This is a genomic window from Paraconexibacter sp., assembly GCF_059438195.1.
The window spans coordinates 20,006-35,439 of record NZ_JBLKKY010000020.1 but is presented as its reverse complement, the minus strand read 5'-3'; the positions used below and the strand labels follow the sequence as shown (position 1 = coordinate 35,439).

Here is a 15,434-nt window from a genome sequence, read left to right as displayed (position 1 = left end):
GGTAGTCGGCGAGCGTCACGCGGCCTCGTCGGGAGGACTGTGCGTCTGCAGGCGCCGCACGCGCAGGACGGCCGGCGGCTCCGCCAGGGAGCCCTTCAGGCGCAGGGTCGCGATCGCGCGATCACCGGCGACGAGGTCGGCGACCGAGATCTCCCCGTCGTCGTCGCGCCGCCGGTTGCGTCCGCCACCGCGGTTCGGGACGTGTTCCGCCGGGCGGGTCATCGCCTCGCTCCGCCGAGGGCGAGCGCACGCGGCACCGCGATCGCCGCGGAGGCCGCGACGCGGCCAGCCTCCCCGGCCGCGTGCGCCTCGCGCGGCTCGCCCTTCGCCCGGTCGTCCGAACGCCGCCGCTGCCCGCCCGCTCGGGTCGCACCCGGTGTCCCGCACGGCCCGAGGCCGGCGGTGGGGTGCAGGCGGACCGTCGTCCGATGTGCGGGGTCGCGCGGCGTGTTCGACGACATGGCCGGATCATGGGGCCAGGGGCCGCGTCCGCCCATCCGCCGATGGTCGACCCTCGCGGTGAGGAGGGATCGCCGATCGGCGGTCCTCCGATCGGCGCGGCCAGATCGACGGGCCCGTCGACAGGCGGCGACGGGCGCCCGCACGAGGCCCGGCCGTGACACGATCCCGGCGTGGGCGTCGACGTCCTTCTCGTCGGTCTCGGATCGACCGCGGGCCTCAGGTCCGCCGAGGACGCGTTCGCGGATGCGCTGCGGCACGGCGGCGCGACGGTCGCGGTCGCGCGGGCGAAGCCGCCCGGCGAGGTCCGCACCTTCGCGCTCACCGATCTCGTGTGGGCGCGCGCGGCCCGCGAGGCTGCGCAGCGCGGGATCCGCAGCCACGATCCCCGGTCGGTCGTCTACTCGACGGTGACCGCGGCCCTGCTCTGGCCCCGCATCGGCGCGATCCGCTACGACGCGCCGGCGGCGGCCAACCGGCCGGGTCGCCACGGCATCTGGCAGCGCCCGCTCGAGCGCCGGCGGCTGCGGGAGGCGACGCTGCTGATCCCGCAGTCGGAGGCGACGCTCGAGGAGACGCCCGAGCCGCACGCCCGCGCCGTCGTCGTCGGCATCCCAGTCGAGCCGTCGGCCTCGAACGTCCCCGACTGGACGCACCGCGACGTCGCCGCGGTGACGTACGCGTCGAACTGGGAGAAGAAGGGCCTCGACCGCGTCCTCGCGGCGTGGGCGCGGGCACGGAGGGCCGACGAGCGGCTCGTCGTGTGCGGCGTGGACGCGGCGCAGGTCGCGGCGGCCGCCGGTCGCGCGGGGCTCGAGGAGGTGCCCGCCGGCGTCGAGGTCCGGCCGCTCCTCCCCACGCGGGAGTACCGCGCGCTGCTGCGGCACGCGCGCGCCTACGTCACCGCGCCGCGGCGCGAGGACCACGGGGTCGCCCAGCTCGAGGCGCTCGCCGACGGCTGCGCGCTCGTGACGACGGCCGCGCCGGGGCCGTCGGTCGCGCTCGAGGCCGCCCGGGCCGTCGAGCCGCGCTGGGTCGTCCCGGACGGCGCCCCGCCCGCGGCGCTCGCCTCCGCGCTGCGCGCCGCGCTCGACGACCCGCCCGCGGACGTCACCGCCCGGACGCTCGCGGCGATCGCGCCGCACCGCCGCGCGACGATCGACGCGATCGTGGCCGAGCAGGTCCTCCCGGCCCTCCTCGACGCGCCGAACCGGATTCCTGCGGCGTCATAGCGCCGCAGGAATCCGGTTCGGCGCGCTGGTCGGTGGTCAGCGGCCGCGGCGGAGGGCGAGCAGGTCGCCCAAGGGGCGCGTGTTCGCCACGTCGTCCGGGGTGAGCCAGGCGCGGCGGGCGGTGCTCACGCCGTAGCGGAGGTAGGCGAGCGTCTCGGCGCCGTGCGCGTCGGAGCTGATGACGAGCTTCACGCCCGCCTGCGCCGCCGCGCGGGCGCGGACGTCGTCGAGGTCGCGCCGGTTCGGGTTCGCGTTGATCTCGAGGAACGTGCCGGTCCGGGCCGCGGCCTCGATGACCGCGTCGCTGTCGAGCGCGTACGGCGCACGGCGCTCGATGAGCCGGCCGGTCGGATGCCCGATGACGTCGACGAGCGGGTGCTCGATGGCGCGGACGACGCGGGCCGTCATGTCCGACGAGGACATCTGGAACGACGTGTGGACCGACGCGACGACCCAGTCGAGCTCGGAGAGGACCTCGTCGGAGTAGTCGAGCGACCCGTCGGTGAGGATGTTCACCTCGCTCCCGGCGAGGAGCGAGATGCCGTCGATGCGGTCGCTCACCTCGCGGACGCGCTCGGCGTGGCGCAGCAGCTCGTCCGGCGGGACGTCGTTGCCGAAGCCGTGCGTCGCCGAGTGGTCGGTGATCGCGAGGTACTCGTGGCCCTCGTCGAGCGCGGCGCGCGCCATCTCCTCGATCGTCTGCCGCCCGTCGCTCGCGACCGTGTGGCAGTGGAGGTCGCCGCGGAGGTCGTCGAGCGTCACGAGCTCCGGCGCGACGAACCCCTCGGCCACCTCCCCGCGGTTCTCGCGCAGCTCCGGCGGGACCCACGTGAGCCCGAGCCGCTCGTAGACGTCCTCCTCCGTCGCGCAGCGCAGGGTCTCGCCGGTCTCGTCGTCGAGGACGCCGTACTCGCTCACGTGGAGGCCGCGCTTCACGGCGTGCTCGCGGAGCGCGACGTTGTGCTCCTTGCTGCCGGTGAAGTGCTGGAGCAGGTTGCCGAACTGGTCGGGGGCGACGATCCGCAGGTCGACCGACAGGCCGTTGTGGGTGACGCCGCGCGCGCCCGCGTCTCCCGTCCCCGACGAGGACTCGAGCGCGTCGAGCGAGCAGAACGCCTCGACGAGCGCGCGCGGATCGGTCGCCGTCGCGATGACGTCGAGGTCCTTCACGCTGTCGGCGCGGCGCCGAGCCGAGCCGGCGAGGACGACCCGCTCGCTCGCGGGGTGCTCGCGGAGCGGGCCGACGATCCCCTCGGCGACGGCGAGCGCTCGGTGGAGCGGCACCCGTGCGCGCTTCTCCGCGCGGCCGGGCTCGGGGAGCGCCGCGATCGCCTCGAGGACGGTCGTCTCGAACTTCGGGCCGAAGCCCTTCACGGTCCGCAGCCGCTGCGCCTCCGCCGCCGCCTGGAGCGCGGCGATCGAGTCGATCCCGAGCTCGTCGTAGAGCGTGCGCGCCCGCTTCGGCCCCAGGCCGGGGAGCCGCGTCATCTCGACGAGGCCCGCAGGGAACTTCTCGCGGAGCTTCACGGCGGCCGGGATGTCCCCGGTCTCCAGCAGCGCGAGGATCTTCTCCTCGAGCGTCTTGCCGATCCCCTTGATCTGCGTGACGCTCCCCTCGCGCGCCCGCGCCGCGACGGAGGTCGAGGCCTCGCGCACCGCCTTCGCGGCGTTGCGGTACGCGGCGACGCGGTGGACGATCGCGCCGTCGAGCTCGTAGAGGTCGCCGAGCTCGTCGAAGGCCGCGGCGATCTCGCTGTTCGTCGGATCGGGGGTCACGCTCATCTCCGGCGCACTAGCCTACGCGGCTCATGTCGAGCGTCCCCTGGCTCGTGCTGCCGACGTTCAACGAGGCCGAGAACGTCGAGCGCATCGTCGGCGCCGCGCTCGCGGTCCTCGAGCGCTGCGCCCCCGAGGGGCATCGCATCCTCGTCGTCGACGACGGCTCCCCCGACGGGACGGGCGACATCGCCGACCGTCTCGCCGCCGCGCACGACGCCGTCGAGGTGCTCCATCGCACCGAGCGGGCCGGGCTCGGACCGGCCTATCTCGCGGGCTTCGCGCACGCGCTCGAGCACGGCGCCGGGTACGTCTTCGAGATGGACGCCGACTTCAGCCACGACCCCGGGGACCTCGCCCGCCTGCTCACCGTGGTCCGCGACGGCGGCGCGGACGTCGCGCTCGGATCGCGGTACGTCGACGGCGGGCGCGTCGAGGACTGGGGCGCGCTGCGGCGCTTCGTGAGCCGCGGCGGCTCCTGGTACGCCCGGCGGGTGCTGGGCCTCGACGTGCGCGACCTCACCGGCGGGTTCAAGTGCTTCCGCGCCGAGGTGCTGCGCTCGATCGACCTCCCGACGGTGCGGTCCCACGGCTACGCGTTCCAGGTCGAGCTCACCGACCGGGCCGTCCAGGCGGGGTTCCGCGTCGTCGAGGTGCCGATCACCTTCCGCGACCGCGAGCACGGGCAGTCGAAGATGAGCTGGCGGATCGCCGCCGAGGCGGTCTGGCTCGTGCCGCAGCTGCGCCGTCGGCGGCGGCAGGTCGGCGCCCATCTCACGACGAAGCGCTGAGCTGCGCGGGCTCCGGCTCAAGACCCCCGCGGAGCCGGCCGATGGACCGCGGGATGCCGCGCGCCGACGACTTCGTCCTCCTCCAGGGGATCAAGGACACCCGGGGGACGCTCTCGCGATGGCGGGAGGACCCCTGGCCCGTCCTGCGGCGATGGCTCCTCGGATCCGCGGTGATCACCGCCGCGCTCCTCTGGGCGGTCGTCGTCGTCGCCGCCTTCTCGCGGCCCGACCCGACGCCGATCTCGTTCCCGGGCCTCACCGAGCCGTCCTCGCCGGGCGCGGTCGTCGAGGTCCTCAAGCGCAACGCGCTCGTCCTCGCCCTCCACGGCTTCGCGTGCGTCGCGGGGTTCATCGCGGGCAGCTCGCTCCCGCTCGAGGCCCAGCGCTACAAGGGCGTGTGGCGCTGGATCCACGACAAGGCCGGGCCGATGGCGATCCTCTTCGTCACCGCGGCGACGCTCTTCTCGCTGCTCACGCAGGCCTACGTCCTCGGCGGCGCGGCCCGGACGCTCGCCGACCAGGGCGGGATGCACTCCGGGCTGCTCGTCGTCGGACTCCTCCCGCACGCGATCCCCGAGCTCGTGTCGCTCTTCCTCCCGCTCGCCGCCTGGATCGTCGCGAGCCGTCGCGACGACTGGCACGAGCTGCTCGCCGCGACGTTCGTCACCGTCGGCATCGCGATCCCGGTCCTCATCGCGAGCGCGTTCGTCGAGGTCTACGTCAGCCCCGACGTCATCCTCGCGCTCCGCGGCTGAGCGGGAGGTTCCGCCGCCCCTCGGCCGGGTACGCTCGGACGAGCGCTCGTTCGCGTTCGGCATCTTCCACGAGGGCGCTATACTTTGTGAAGTGCCCTCGTCGAGGGCCACGACCGACCCCGAAGGAGCCACGACATGGCCGGCACGCTCACCGACGTCACCGACACGAACTTCCAGGCCGAGGTCATCGAGTCCGACCTCCCCGTCCTCGTCGACTTCTGGGCCCCGTGGTGCGGGCCGTGCCGGGTCGTCGCCCCGGTCCTCGAGGAGATCGCGAGCGAGCGTGACGATCTTCGCATCGTGAAGCTCAACATCGACGAGAACCCGCAGACGGCGGCGAGCTTCGGCGTCATGTCGATCCCGACGATGATCGTCTTCAAGGCCGGCCAGCCGGTGAAGAAGATCGTCGGCGCGCAGCCGAAGAAGCGCCTCGAGGCCGAGCTCGAGCCCGCGCTCGCGGCGTAGCGCCCGAGCGTCGCGGCGCCCGGGTCGGCCCGGGCGCCGCCGCGCGGAGCTACGCCTCCGCGTCCGGGCGGATCCGCGCCTGCGGGTCCGCCCTCCCCGTCGGGTCGAACGCGACCCCCTCCGTCTCGAGCCGCGCGCGGACGGCCTCGGGGTCGCCGAGCGCGGTCGGCGCGATCCGACCGTCCGCCTTGAGGACGCGGTGCGCGCCCTCGATCCCGTGCCGGACGAAGCGCTGGTTGAGCGAGCGGGCGTGCATCTGGTCGCCGCCCGCCGCGCGGGCGACGTCGGCGTAGCTCATCCAGCGACCCGGCGGGATGCTCGCGACGACGGCGGGGAGGCGCTCGGGGTCGAACTGCGGTGCGGTGATGGTGTCCATGCCCCACATGAGGCCGGGAGGCCGCGAGCTCTCCCCCTTACCTCGGAGGTCATCGACGTCCCTCCCTCGCCGGACTACCGTCGCGCAATGACCTCTGCCCGCACCTCCCTCGGCGTCGCCCGCGCCTGCGTCGGACTCGGAAGCTGGATCGCTCCCGACCACACCACGCGGCTCTTCGGCATCGACCCCGACCGCTCCGACCGGTTCATCGCCCGGCTCTTCGGCGCACGCGAGCTCGCGCTCGCGGGGACGCTGCTTCTCGCCCCGGCCCAAGCGGCGCTGCCGGCCGCGGCCATCGGCGCGACGGTCGACGCGATCGACGCGATCGCAGGACTGCAGGAGACGCGACGCGGCACGATGTCGACGACCGCGACGGTCCTCGGCGCCGGGGGCGCCGTGCTCTTCGCAGCGCTCGGCGTCCTCGCCGCGCGCGAGGCGGCGGACGCCCGAGACCGAGCAGCCGCCGCGCCGCCGGTCAGGTCCGCGTGACGCCGATGACGAGGGTCGCGCCCTCGATGCGCGCCTCGGCGACGCCGCCGTTCGCCCCTGCGCCGGCCCCGGCCTCGCCGTAGGCGACGCTCGTCGCGAGGACCTCGCCGGCGATCGTCGCCTCGTGCTCGCGCGCGACCGAGAGGAGCTCGTCGTCCCCCGCGAGCGCGAGCGCGATCCGGTCCTCGACCTCGAGGCCGGCGTCCTTGCGGGCGTTCTGCACGGCGCGGACGATCTCGCGGGCGAGACCCTCGCGCCGCAGCTCCTCGTCGATCTGGAGGTCGAGCGCGACCGCGTGCGACCCCTCGCGCTCGAGCTGGTAGCCCTCGAGCGGCTGGAGGGCGAGGATGAGGTCGTCCTCCCCGAGCGTGTGGTCCTGCCCGCCGACGCTGACGCCGACCGGCCGGCCCTCGCGGAACGCGGCGGCGACGTGGCCGGCGTCGAGGCCCGCGATCGCCGAGGCGACCTGCGGCATGTCCTTGCCGAACCGCGGCCCGAGGCTGCGGTAGTTCGCCTTCAGCTCGTAGGAGCCGAGCTCGTCGGCCTCGCTCACGAATCGCAGCGCCTTCACGTTGAGCTCGTCGCGGACGACCTCGCCGAGAGTCTCGATCGCCTCGCGCTCGCGCCCGGCGGCGACGATGACGGCCTCGCGGAGCGGCTGGCGGATCTTCACCTTCGCCTGGCCGCGCGCCGCGAGGCCGAGCCGGACGGTCTCGCGCGCGGTCGCCATCGCGACCTCGAGCCCGAGATCGCGCGGCCGGCCGTGGTCGGAGGCCGCCGGCCAGTCGCAGAGGTGGACGGACGGCTCGGAGCCGTCGAGGTTGTCGTAGATCTCGTCGGCGACGAACGGCGTGAAGGGCGCGAGGAGCTTCGCGACGGTGACGAGGCACTCCTTCAGCGTCGCGAACGCCGCCGGGTCGCCGTCCCAGAAGCGCCGGCGCGAGCGGCGGACGTACCAGTTCGAGAGGTCGTCGACGAACGTCTGGATCGCGCGGCCGGCGAACGTGACGTCGAAGTCGTCGAGGCGCCTCGTCGCCTCCTCGATCGTCGCGGTGAGGCGCGAGAGGATCCAGCGGTCGAGGTCGCCCCGCTCGGCGACGGGCGGCGCGCTCGCGGCGGCGTCGGCGCCGTCGGCCGTGTCCTCGTAGAGGGCGAGGAACGCGTAGGTGTTCCACAGCTGCCGCAAGAAGAGGCGGACGCCCTCGCCGATCGCCTCGATCGAGAAGCGGTAGCCGTCCCACGGCTGCTTCGCGGTGAAGAAGTACCAGCGGAACGCGTCGGCGCCGTGCTCGGAGAGGACGTCCCACGGGACGACGATGTTCCCGCGCGACTTCGACATCTTGTGCCCCTCCTCGTCGAGGATGAGGCCGAGGCAGACGACGTTCTCGTAGGACGCGCGGTCGAAGAGGAGCGTCGAGACGGCGAGCATGGAGTAGAACCAGCCGCGGGTCTGGTCGATCGCCTCGCAGATGTACTGGGCGACCGGCGCGATCTCGTCGGCGCCCTCCTGGCCCTCGAACGGCGCGTGCTGCTGGGCGAAGGGCATGGCGCCGGAGTCGAACCAGACGTCGATGACCTCCGGGACGCGCGCCATCCGGCCGTCGCAGTGCGGGCACGGGAAGCCGACGTCGTCGACGAACGGGCGGTGCGGGTCGGTGAGCTCCTGCCCGCTGCGCTCCTGCAGCTCGGCGAAGGAGCCGACCGCGTGGACGTGCGACGGGTCGTTCTCGCAGCGCCAGACCGGCAGCGGCGTCCCCCAGTAGCGCTCGCGCGACAGGGCCCAGTCGACGTTGCTCTCGAGCCAGTTGCCGAAGCGCCCGTGCTTGATGTGCGACGGGTACCAGGAGATCGCCTCGTTCGCGGCGAGGAGGTCGTCGCGGATCTGCGACGTCGCGATGTACCACGAGGGCTTCGCGTAGTAGAGGAGCGGCGTCTGGCAGCGCCAGCAGTGCGGGTAGGCGTGCTCGTACTCCTCGGCGCGCAGGAGCTTGCCGCGCGACTCGAGGTCGGCGACGAGATCCCGGTCGGCCTCCTTGACGAAGCGCCCCGTGAAGCCGGTGATGCGCTCGTCGAACGTCCCGTCGAGACGGACCGGGTTGACGACGTTCAGCCCCGCGCCCGTGCCGAGCCGGTAGTCGTCCTCGCCGAAGGCGATCGCGGTGTGGACGATGCCGGTGCCGTCCGTCGCCGTGACGAAGTCGCCCTCGAGGACGGTGTGGGCGCGCTCGCCCCACTCCTCGCTCGCGATGAAGTCGAACGGCGGCACGTAGCGCGCGCCCACGAGCTCGCGGCCGGGCAGGCTCTCGACGATCTGCGACTCCTCGCCGAGGACGCGCTCGCGCAGGTCGGCGGCGAGGACGTAGACCGCGTCGTCGCCGGAGCGCGTCGCGCGGACGTAGGTGAGCTCGGGGTCGACGGCGAGGGCGGCGTTGCTCGGGAGCGTCCACGGGGTCGTCGTCCAGCCGAGGAGGACGTCGCCGTCCTGGAGACCGGGGTGTGCCGCGGCGAGCGGGAAGCGGACGTAGACCGACGGGTCGACGACGTCCTCGTAGCCGAGCGCGACCTCGTGGCTCGAGAGCGCGGTGCCGCAGCGCGGGCAGTACGGGACGACCCGGTGGCCCTCGTAGAGGAGGCCCTTCTTCCAGATCTCGGCGAGCGCCCACCACACCGACTCGACGTAGGAGTCGTCGAGCGTCCGGTAGGCGTCGTCGAGGTCGATCCAGAAGCCGATCCGCTCGGTGAGCGCGTCCCAGTCCTCGAGGAACGTGAAGACCGACTCGCGGCACTTCGCGTTGAACTCCGCGATGCCGTACTCCTCGATCTCCTGCTTCGAGCTGATGCCGAGCTCCTGCTCGACGGCGATCTCGACGGGGAGGCCGTGGCAGTCCCACCCGCCCTTGCGCGGCACGTGGTAGCCGCGCATGGTCTTGAAGCGCGGGAAGACGTCCTTGAAGACGCGGCTGAGGACGTGGTGCGAGCCGGGCCGGCCGTTCGCCGTCGGCGGCCCCTCGTAGAAGATCCACTGGGGGGAGCCCTCGCGCCGCCTCAGCGACTCCCGGAAGACGTCGCGCTCCTTCCACCGCTCGAGGATCGCCTCCTCGAGCGCGGGGAACGACTGGGACGGATCGACCGGACGGCGCGCCATGGACGCGTGATTCTCGCAAGCGCGCCGAGTCCGCGCCCCTCCCCGCCCGGCCGGGAGTCTTCATCTTGCGCGCCAACGGCGGCTGTCGAGATGAAAAGCGCGGGCCGCCGTGGCGTGCTTCGCACGCGAGGCGGCGAGGACGCCGCCAGCGACGGCGAGGCGCGGTCAGGCGGCGAGCTTGCGGCAGATGGCTTCGAGACTCCGCATCTCCGCCTCGTCGAGCACGCTGAACGCCGCCGAGACGCGCTGCGTGTGGTCGGGGAAGATGCGGTCGACGAGCGCCTGGCCGCCGGCGGTGAGCGTGACGCTGGCGGCGCGGCGGTCCGTCGCGAGGCGGCGGCGCTCGACGAGCCCGCGCGCCTCGAGCGTCGAGACGACCTCGGTCGCGTTCGCCTTCGACGTCCGCAGGCGGGAGCGGAGCTCGCGGAGCTCGAGCTCGCCGCCGGCCGACGCGAGGAGGACGAGCACCGAGAAGCCCGAGGCGGAGAGGCCCTCCCTGTCGAGCTCGCAGGAGAGCCGGCGCCGGACGCTCGCCTCCGCCCTCACGAGGCTGTCGAGGACGCGATGGGCGAGCGGGTTGCCCGGGACGAGCTGCACGCGCGCGAGCTTGGCAGGCAGGCCGGACGGCACCGCCGTCCGGCGGCGGGCCGGCTCAGCCCGCCGCGCTCGCCCGAGCCCGCGTGCGGACCGCCGGGTCGAGATGCGCGAGGACGAGCTCGCGCGCGAGGAGCGGACGGTCGCCGAGGCGCTCCACGGTCGTCGCCCCGGTGTCGGGGAGCGCGCCGCGGTAGTCGAGGATCGCGACGCCGGCGCCGCAGGCCTGGCGCGTCGCGTACACGAGCCGGCCGAGGAGGTCGAGCGGGGCCCCGGGCCCGGAGAGGACGATCGCGGCGGGATCGAGCGCGCGGAGGGCGCGGGTCGCGCGCGCGGGGTCCGTCCCGACCGGCAGGGCGAGGGCGCGGAGCCCGCTGCGACGGAGGAGCAGCTCGAGCGCCTGGACGTGGAGCCCGTCGAGACCGCCAGGGTCCGCGGCGTCGAAGAGGACGATCGTCTCGTCCCGCGAGGCGGCAGGCGCGAGACGACGCTGCGCCGACAGCCAGCCGGTCGCCCACCGCACGGCGAAGCCGAGCTCGGTCGGCGCCTCCCGGCCGGCGAGCGACTCGAGGGCGGGCAGGAGGACCTCCTCGACGGTCCGCTCGAGGGAGCGCACGCCGAGGCTCTCCTCGACGACGCGATCGGCGGCGGCCTCGTCGAAGCGCGTCAGCGCGGAGCGCAGCCGGTCCGGGGTGGCGGGCCCGGCGCCGCGCTCGCGTGCGAGCGAGACGGCGGCCGAGATGCTGCGCGTCTGCTCGAGCGCGGTGCGGAGCGCCTCGATCTCGGCGACGTCGAACTGGCGGTGACCGCCGACGGTCCGGCCGGGCTGCGGGAAGCCGAAGCGGCGCTCCCACGAGCGCAGCGTGTTCGGGCTCACGCCGAGCATCGCGGCGGCGGCGTTCGTGCGGATGCTCGGCATGTTCGGATGGTCGGCCGCGGGCGCACGGCGCGCAAGCCGCGCACAGGGGCGTGCATCCGCGACTGTCGTCGCTCCTCTTCGGGCCGCTCTACGATCCGTCGGGTGAAGCTGCGCCTCTGGCACCACACCGACGGGGCGCGCGTCGCCTACCGGGAGGCCGGGACCGGGCCGCCGCTCATCCTCGTCCACTCTGCGGTCCTCGACCACCGCGAGTGGGTGCCCGCGGTCGAGGGTCTCACGCACCGCTTCCGCGTCGTCCTCCCCGACCTCCCGCTGCACGGCGACAGCGAGGACCGCCCCCGCCACCCGTACTCGCCCGAGTGGTTCGCCGAGATCCTGTCCGCCTTCGCGCACGAGGTCGGGGGCCCGCGGCCGCTCGTCGGCGGGCACGGCCTCGGCGCGGAGGTCCTCCTCCGCGCCACCGCGGCCGGGAGTCTGCGCCCGCGTCGACTCGTCCTCGCGCCCTCCCGCCTGCACCGCCCGCCGACGGACGCCGCCGCTCGCGACCGCTGGCGGATCGCCGCCCGCGCCGCCGCCCTCCCCGGCGTCGACCGAGCGCTCTCGCACGCCGCCCGTGTGGTCATGCGCCCCGAGCGCGGGCTGCGCCTCTCCGCCCAGCGCAACCCGGCGGCGGGCGACCTCGTCCGACATGCGATGCAGGACGTCGGCGGCAACGCGAACCTCGCGCGGTCGTGGGCGCGCTTCGCCGCCGCCTGGCCGGCCCGCGGGTCGCGGGACCTCATCGACGCCTACGGGCGCGTCACCGCCCCGACGCTGCTCCTCTGGGCCGACGCCGACGAGCACCATCCGCTGCGGACCGCCGAGGAGGCCCTCGATCTCCTCCCGGACGCACAGCTGCGCATCCTCCCGGGGACCGGCTACCTCATCGCCTACGACGACCCGGTCGGCGTCGCGCGCGAGCTCGTCGCGTTCTGCGGCTGATGTCGCACCGCTCGCGCCTGGCCTCCGGCCGCGCCTCGGCGGGGATAGGGTGCGGGCCGTTCCGTCCCCCCTCGAGCAGGAGCATCACCCATGGCGAAGAAGCGCCTCTACGGCGGCGAGACCGCGAAGGCCGTCGACAACTTCCCGATCTCCGGCGAGACGGTGCCGGTCTCGGTCATTCACTGGCTCGCGCGCATCAAGGGCAAAGCCGCCCTCGTCAACGCCGAGCTCGGCAAGCTCGACCAGGAGATCGCCGACCAGATCGCCCAGGCCGCCGCCGCGATCGCTGCGGGCGAGCACGACGACCAGTTCCCCGTCGACGTCTTCCAGACCGGCTCGGGCACCTCGTCGAACATGAACACCAACGAGGTCATCTCGGCCCTCACCGGTGGCAAGGCCCATCCGAACGACCACGTCAACATGGGCCAGTCGTCCAACGACGTCTTCCCGTCGGCGGTCCACCTCGCGGCGCTCGACGAGGCGACGAACCGCCTCCTCCCCGCCCTGAAGAAGCTCGAGCGCTCCTTCACGAAGAAGGCGAAGCAGTTCGAGAACGTCGTGAAGAGCGGCCGCACGCACCTCATGGACGCGGTCCCCGTCACCCTCGGCCAGGAGTTCGCGGGCTACGCCGCGCAGGTCCGCCTCGGGCAGGAGCGCGTGCAGTCCGCGCTCGTCCACGTCGGCCAGATCCCGCTCGGCGGGACCGCGACGGGCACGGGGCTCAACACGCACCCGAAGTTCGCCGCCCAGGTCCGCAAGCGGCTCGCGAAGGAGTCGAAGCTCAAGCTCATCGCCGCGCCCGAGGACCCCTTCGAGGCCCAGGGCAACCGCGACGCCCTCGTCGAGCTGAGCGGCGCCCTCAAGGTCGTCGCCGTCTCGCTCTCGAAGATCGCCAACGACCTCGCGCTCATGGGCTCCGGCCCGCGCGCCGGCATCGGGGAGCTCTTCCTCCCCGAGCTGCAGAAGGGCTCGTCGATCATGCCCGGCAAGGTGAACCCGGTCATCCCGGAGGTCGTCCTCCAGGTGAGCGCGCAGGTCATCGGCAACGACACGGCGGTCACCGTCGGCGGCATGCAGGGGCAGTTCGAGCTCAACGTCCGCATCCCGCTCATCGCCCGCAACCTCCTGCAGTCGATCCACTTCCTCACGACGACGTCGGACGCGTTCCGCGAGAAGTGCGTCGACGGCATCAAGGCGAACAAGAAGGGCTGCGACGCCTCGGCGGGCGCGACGCTCGCGACGGCGACCGCCCTCAACGAGGCGATCGGCTACGACAAGGCGACGGTCATCGTGAAGAAGGCCGCCGACTCGGGCCGCCCGCTCCGCGACGTCGCGATCGAGGAGGGCGTCGACCCCGAGCTCTACGACCAGACGATCGACCTGCGCCGCATCGCGGCCGGCAGCTCGGCGTAGCGGAGGCGCCTCGGGTCCTTCTCGCGTCGCGAGGAGGACCCGGGGCGGGCGTCAGCCGCCGCCCTTGGGCAGCCCGGACAGCGCGCGCTTCACGACGTCCGCGGAGCGCTTCCGGGTCCCCTTGTACGTGAAGAGGCCCTTCTGGTTGATGCCCTTCACGATCTTGATGTCGGGCACCTGCTTGCGGATCGAGCCGCCCGCGAACGACGGCGCGACCGCGAAGTCGCGGAGGTTCCACACGAGGGCGCCGGAGAGGCGCGGCAGCTGCGCGTACTCCTCGAGGTGCAGCTCGAGCAGGTCGGCCTGGAACTGCCAGCCGCCCGGCTCGTCGGGGCTGTTGAGCCCGTTCGCCTCGGCGCCGAACTCGGTGACGACCATGACCTTGTCCGGGAAGACCTTCTGCAGGTCGCGGATGTGGTCGACGATCGCCGCGCGGACGCTGCGCCGCGAGTCGAGCGTCCGCTCGTACCAGCCGATGTAGTTCGTGTCGCCGATCGCGTCGACGTTGTCGTAGACCTTCCCGGCCTTCTTCGGCGGGTGCTTGCCCCAGATGTCGAGAGCGACGAGGCGACCCGGGTCGCGACGCTTCAGCTCGGCGGACATCGAGCGGATGTAGGGGATCTGGCCCTTCGGGTGGCCGTTGCCCGCGATCTCGTTGACGAGGTTCCAGACGACGAGCGACGGGTGGGCCTGGAGCTGGTGGAAGCTCGTGCGGACGCGCTTCTTCGCCTGGCCTGCGAGCTTGCCGCGCGAGGTCCACGCGCCGGGGGCGTCGACGGGGCCGATCCCCATCCAGAGGATGATCCCGGCGGCGTCGAGGCGCTCCATCAGGGCCGGGTGGAGCGGATGCTGCGCGCGGGTGGCGTTGGCGCCGATCGACTGGAGGTCGCGGACGATCGCGTCCATCTCCTTCGCGTCGACCGCGTCGCCCTTGCCGCGCTCGTCCTCGTGGATCGACGCGCCGCGGAACGTCACGTGCTCGCCGTTGATGAGGAGGCGGGTCCCGTCCTTCTCCACCTCACGCAGGCCGACCCGCTGACGGTAGCCGGACTCCTGGGGGACGAAGAGCTCGAGCTCGTACAGGTTCGGCTCGCCGGGCGCCCACAGCGCGGGGTCCTCGATGCGGGTACGAGCGAGGACGACGCGCGTCTTCCCGGCACGCACCGTGACGGCGGGGAAGCGCAGATCGATGATGCGGCCGTCGCGGCGCAGGCGGCCCTGGACCTGGATCGGGCGGTCGTCCCGGCGCCGGTTCTTGACGTGGATGGTGATCTCCACGTCCGCCGACCCGTCGTCGGCGAGGCGCGTCTGGATCGTCGGCGCGACGAGCTCGCTGCCGACGACCGGGCGGATCGTCACCTCGCGGTTGATCCCGCCGAAGTTGAACCACGTCCGGTGCCAGCCGGTCGCCTTCATCTCGTCGGGGTCGCGCCAGTCGGCCTTGACGACGAGCTCGTTCTGCCGGCCGGGCTCGAGGTCGACGAGGAACTCGAACGGGAGGTACTCGCCGGTGTGCGTCCCGAGCCGCTTCCCGTTGAGGTAGACGATCGCCTTGTGGTTGACCGACTCGAACCGCAGCCGGTGCAGCCCGCCCTGCGGCGCCGTGAAGGTCGTGCGGTACCACGCGATCGAGCCGTCGTGGCTGCGCGCCCCCGCCGTCCCCGTGAGCGTCTTCGCGTTGGGCGAGTAGGGGAGGGTCACGCGCTTGCCGCGGAAGTCGCCGGCCGGGTAGCCCTTGTCGTGGCCGTGGTTCCGGGGGTCCTCGACGACCCGCCACGGGCCGCGCAGCGCGAAGCGGCCCGTCGGCCCCGCGTGGATGACGCTCGGCTCGAGGCTGCTCACCGCCGACGGCCGACCGTCCGACTGCGCGGTCGTCGCGCTCGTCGCCGCCGACGCGGCGGGCACGGTGATCGGCGGACCGGTGTCGCCCGCGAGGTCGCGGCCCGACGCGCTGTCGTCAGCGCCGACCGTCGGCACGAGGAGACCGACGACGAGCGCGGCCGGGATGACGACGCGGAAACTTCCCCTGCCGGGCATCGCGCCGCAGGGTAGCGACCGTCCCCGTCGTGTGCGCCGCA

The 15,434-nt window shown here is 73.7% G+C and carries 14 protein-coding genes; 7 read left to right on the top strand and 7 right to left on the bottom strand.

Features of this window, described 5'->3' with window-relative positions; genetic code table 11:
• Positions 1-15 precede the first annotated feature (15 nt).
• Complete coding sequence (locus ACME2J_RS09210) at positions 16-222, bottom strand: hypothetical protein (RefSeq protein WP_495544605.1); 207 nt, start codon at positions 220-222, stop codon at positions 16-18.
• Positions 223-632: 410 nt separating this feature from the next.
• On the opposite strand from ACME2J_RS09210, the gene ACME2J_RS09205 reads away from it, so the two are divergent.
• Complete coding sequence (locus tag ACME2J_RS09205) at positions 633-1,691, top strand: glycosyltransferase (protein WP_495544604.1); 1,059 nt, start codon at positions 633-635, stop codon at positions 1,689-1,691.
• 36 nt (positions 1,692-1,727) lie between these two features.
• Here the strand turns inward: ACME2J_RS09205 and polX are convergent, their stop codons facing one another.
• On the bottom strand, positions 1,728-3,473 hold the full coding sequence (gene polX, locus ACME2J_RS09200) for a DNA polymerase/3'-5' exonuclease PolX (protein ID WP_495544603.1): 1,746 nt from the start codon (positions 3,471-3,473) through the stop codon (positions 1,728-1,730).
• Positions 3,474-3,499: 26 nt separating this feature from the next.
• Between polX and ACME2J_RS09195 the strand changes: the two genes are divergently transcribed.
• The 3 genes from ACME2J_RS09195 (at position 3,500) to trxA (ending at position 5,478) form a co-directional block, all read left to right on the top strand.
• A complete protein-coding gene (locus tag ACME2J_RS09195) occupies positions 3,500-4,258 on the top strand; it encodes a polyprenol monophosphomannose synthase (RefSeq protein WP_495544602.1) in 759 nt (252 codons plus the stop codon).
• Between the two features lie 53 nt (positions 4,259-4,311).
• Entirely contained in the window at positions 4,312-5,013 is a 702-nt protein-coding gene (locus ACME2J_RS09190) for a stage II sporulation protein M (RefSeq protein WP_495544601.1), read from the top strand.
• Positions 5,014-5,148: 135 nt separating this feature from the next.
• The gene (gene trxA / locus ACME2J_RS09185) at positions 5,149-5,478 is read left to right on the top strand and encodes a thioredoxin (RefSeq protein ID WP_495544600.1); all 330 of its coding nucleotides are present in this window, start codon (positions 5,149-5,151) and stop codon (positions 5,476-5,478) included.
• Between the two features lie 49 nt (positions 5,479-5,527).
• Here the strand turns inward: trxA and ACME2J_RS09180 are convergent, their stop codons facing one another.
• Complete coding sequence (locus ACME2J_RS09180) at positions 5,528-5,854, bottom strand: MGMT family protein (protein ID WP_495544599.1); 327 nt, start codon at positions 5,852-5,854, stop codon at positions 5,528-5,530.
• Positions 5,855-5,941: 87 nt separating this feature from the next.
• Here ACME2J_RS09180 and ACME2J_RS09175 point away from each other — a divergent pair, with 87 nt between their 5' ends.
• The gene (locus ACME2J_RS09175; protein ID WP_495544598.1) at positions 5,942-6,343 is read left to right on the top strand and encodes a hypothetical protein; all 402 of its coding nucleotides are present in this window, start codon (positions 5,942-5,944) and stop codon (positions 6,341-6,343) included.
• Here the strand turns inward: ACME2J_RS09175 and ileS are convergent.
• From ileS to ACME2J_RS09160, 3 genes are all read right to left on the bottom strand, one after another.
• Positions 6,330-9,488 carry an isoleucine--tRNA ligase gene (ileS, locus tag ACME2J_RS09170; protein WP_495544597.1) on the bottom strand — a complete coding sequence of 1,053 codons (3,159 nt, stop codon included), beginning with the start codon at positions 9,486-9,488 and terminating at the stop codon, positions 6,330-6,332. The two genes, ACME2J_RS09175 and ileS, sit on opposite strands and share 14 nt — an antisense overlap.
• 165 nt (positions 9,489-9,653) lie before the next feature.
• Positions 9,654-10,085, bottom strand: coding sequence for a MarR family winged helix-turn-helix transcriptional regulator (locus ACME2J_RS09165; RefSeq protein ID WP_495544596.1), 432 nt, complete (start codon positions 10,083-10,085; stop codon positions 9,654-9,656).
• A 55-nt stretch (positions 10,086-10,140) separates the two neighbouring features.
• Positions 10,141-11,001: a MerR family transcriptional regulator gene (locus ACME2J_RS09160; protein WP_495544595.1), complete on the bottom strand. Its 861-nt coding sequence runs from the start codon at positions 10,999-11,001 to the stop codon at positions 10,141-10,143.
• 102 nt (positions 11,002-11,103) lie between these two features.
• Here ACME2J_RS09160 and ACME2J_RS09155 point away from each other — a divergent pair, with 102 nt between their 5' ends.
• Positions 11,104-11,943 carry an alpha/beta fold hydrolase gene (locus ACME2J_RS09155; protein ID WP_495544594.1) on the top strand — a complete coding sequence of 280 codons (840 nt, stop codon included), beginning with the start codon at positions 11,104-11,106 and terminating at the stop codon, positions 11,941-11,943.
• Between the two features lie 90 nt (positions 11,944-12,033).
• Positions 12,034-13,356, top strand: coding sequence for a class II fumarate hydratase (locus ACME2J_RS09150; protein ID WP_495544593.1), 1,323 nt, complete (start codon positions 12,034-12,036; stop codon positions 13,354-13,356).
• A 51-nt stretch (positions 13,357-13,407) separates the two neighbouring features.
• On the opposite strand, the gene ACME2J_RS09145 is transcribed toward ACME2J_RS09150, so the two are convergent.
• The gene (locus tag ACME2J_RS09145; RefSeq protein WP_495544592.1) at positions 13,408-15,393 is read right to left on the bottom strand and encodes a glycoside hydrolase family 2 protein; all 1,986 of its coding nucleotides are present in this window, start codon (positions 15,391-15,393) and stop codon (positions 13,408-13,410) included.
• Positions 15,394-15,434 lie beyond the last annotated feature (41 nt).

Coding starts and splice junctions, on each gene's coding strand:
- ACME2J_RS09210 (WP_495544605.1), bottom strand. CDS start 222: ATGACCCGCCCGGCGGAACACGTCCCGAACCGCGGTGGCGGACGCAAC.
- polX (WP_495544603.1), bottom strand. CDS start 3,473: ATGAGCGTGACCCCCGATCCGACGAACAGCGAGATCGCCGCGGCCTTC.
- ACME2J_RS09195 (WP_495544602.1), top strand. CDS start 3,500: ATGTCGAGCGTCCCCTGGCTCGTGCTGCCGACGTTCAACGAGGCCGAG.
- ACME2J_RS09190 (WP_495544601.1), top strand. CDS start 4,312: ATGCCGCGCGCCGACGACTTCGTCCTCCTCCAGGGGATCAAGGACACC.
- trxA (WP_495544600.1), top strand. CDS start 5,149: ATGGCCGGCACGCTCACCGACGTCACCGACACGAACTTCCAGGCCGAG.
- ACME2J_RS09180 (WP_495544599.1), bottom strand. CDS start 5,854: ATGGACACCATCACCGCACCGCAGTTCGACCCCGAGCGCCTCCCCGCC.
- ACME2J_RS09175 (WP_495544598.1), top strand. CDS start 5,942: ATGACCTCTGCCCGCACCTCCCTCGGCGTCGCCCGCGCCTGCGTCGGA.
- ileS (WP_495544597.1), bottom strand. CDS start 9,488: ATGGCGCGCCGTCCGGTCGATCCGTCCCAGTCGTTCCCCGCGCTCGAG.
- ACME2J_RS09160 (WP_495544595.1), bottom strand. CDS start 11,001: ATGCCGAGCATCCGCACGAACGCCGCCGCCGCGATGCTCGGCGTGAGC.
- ACME2J_RS09150 (WP_495544593.1), top strand. CDS start 12,034: ATGGCGAAGAAGCGCCTCTACGGCGGCGAGACCGCGAAGGCCGTCGAC.
- ACME2J_RS09145 (WP_495544592.1), bottom strand. CDS start 15,393: ATGCCCGGCAGGGGAAGTTTCCGCGTCGTCATCCCGGCCGCGCTCGTC.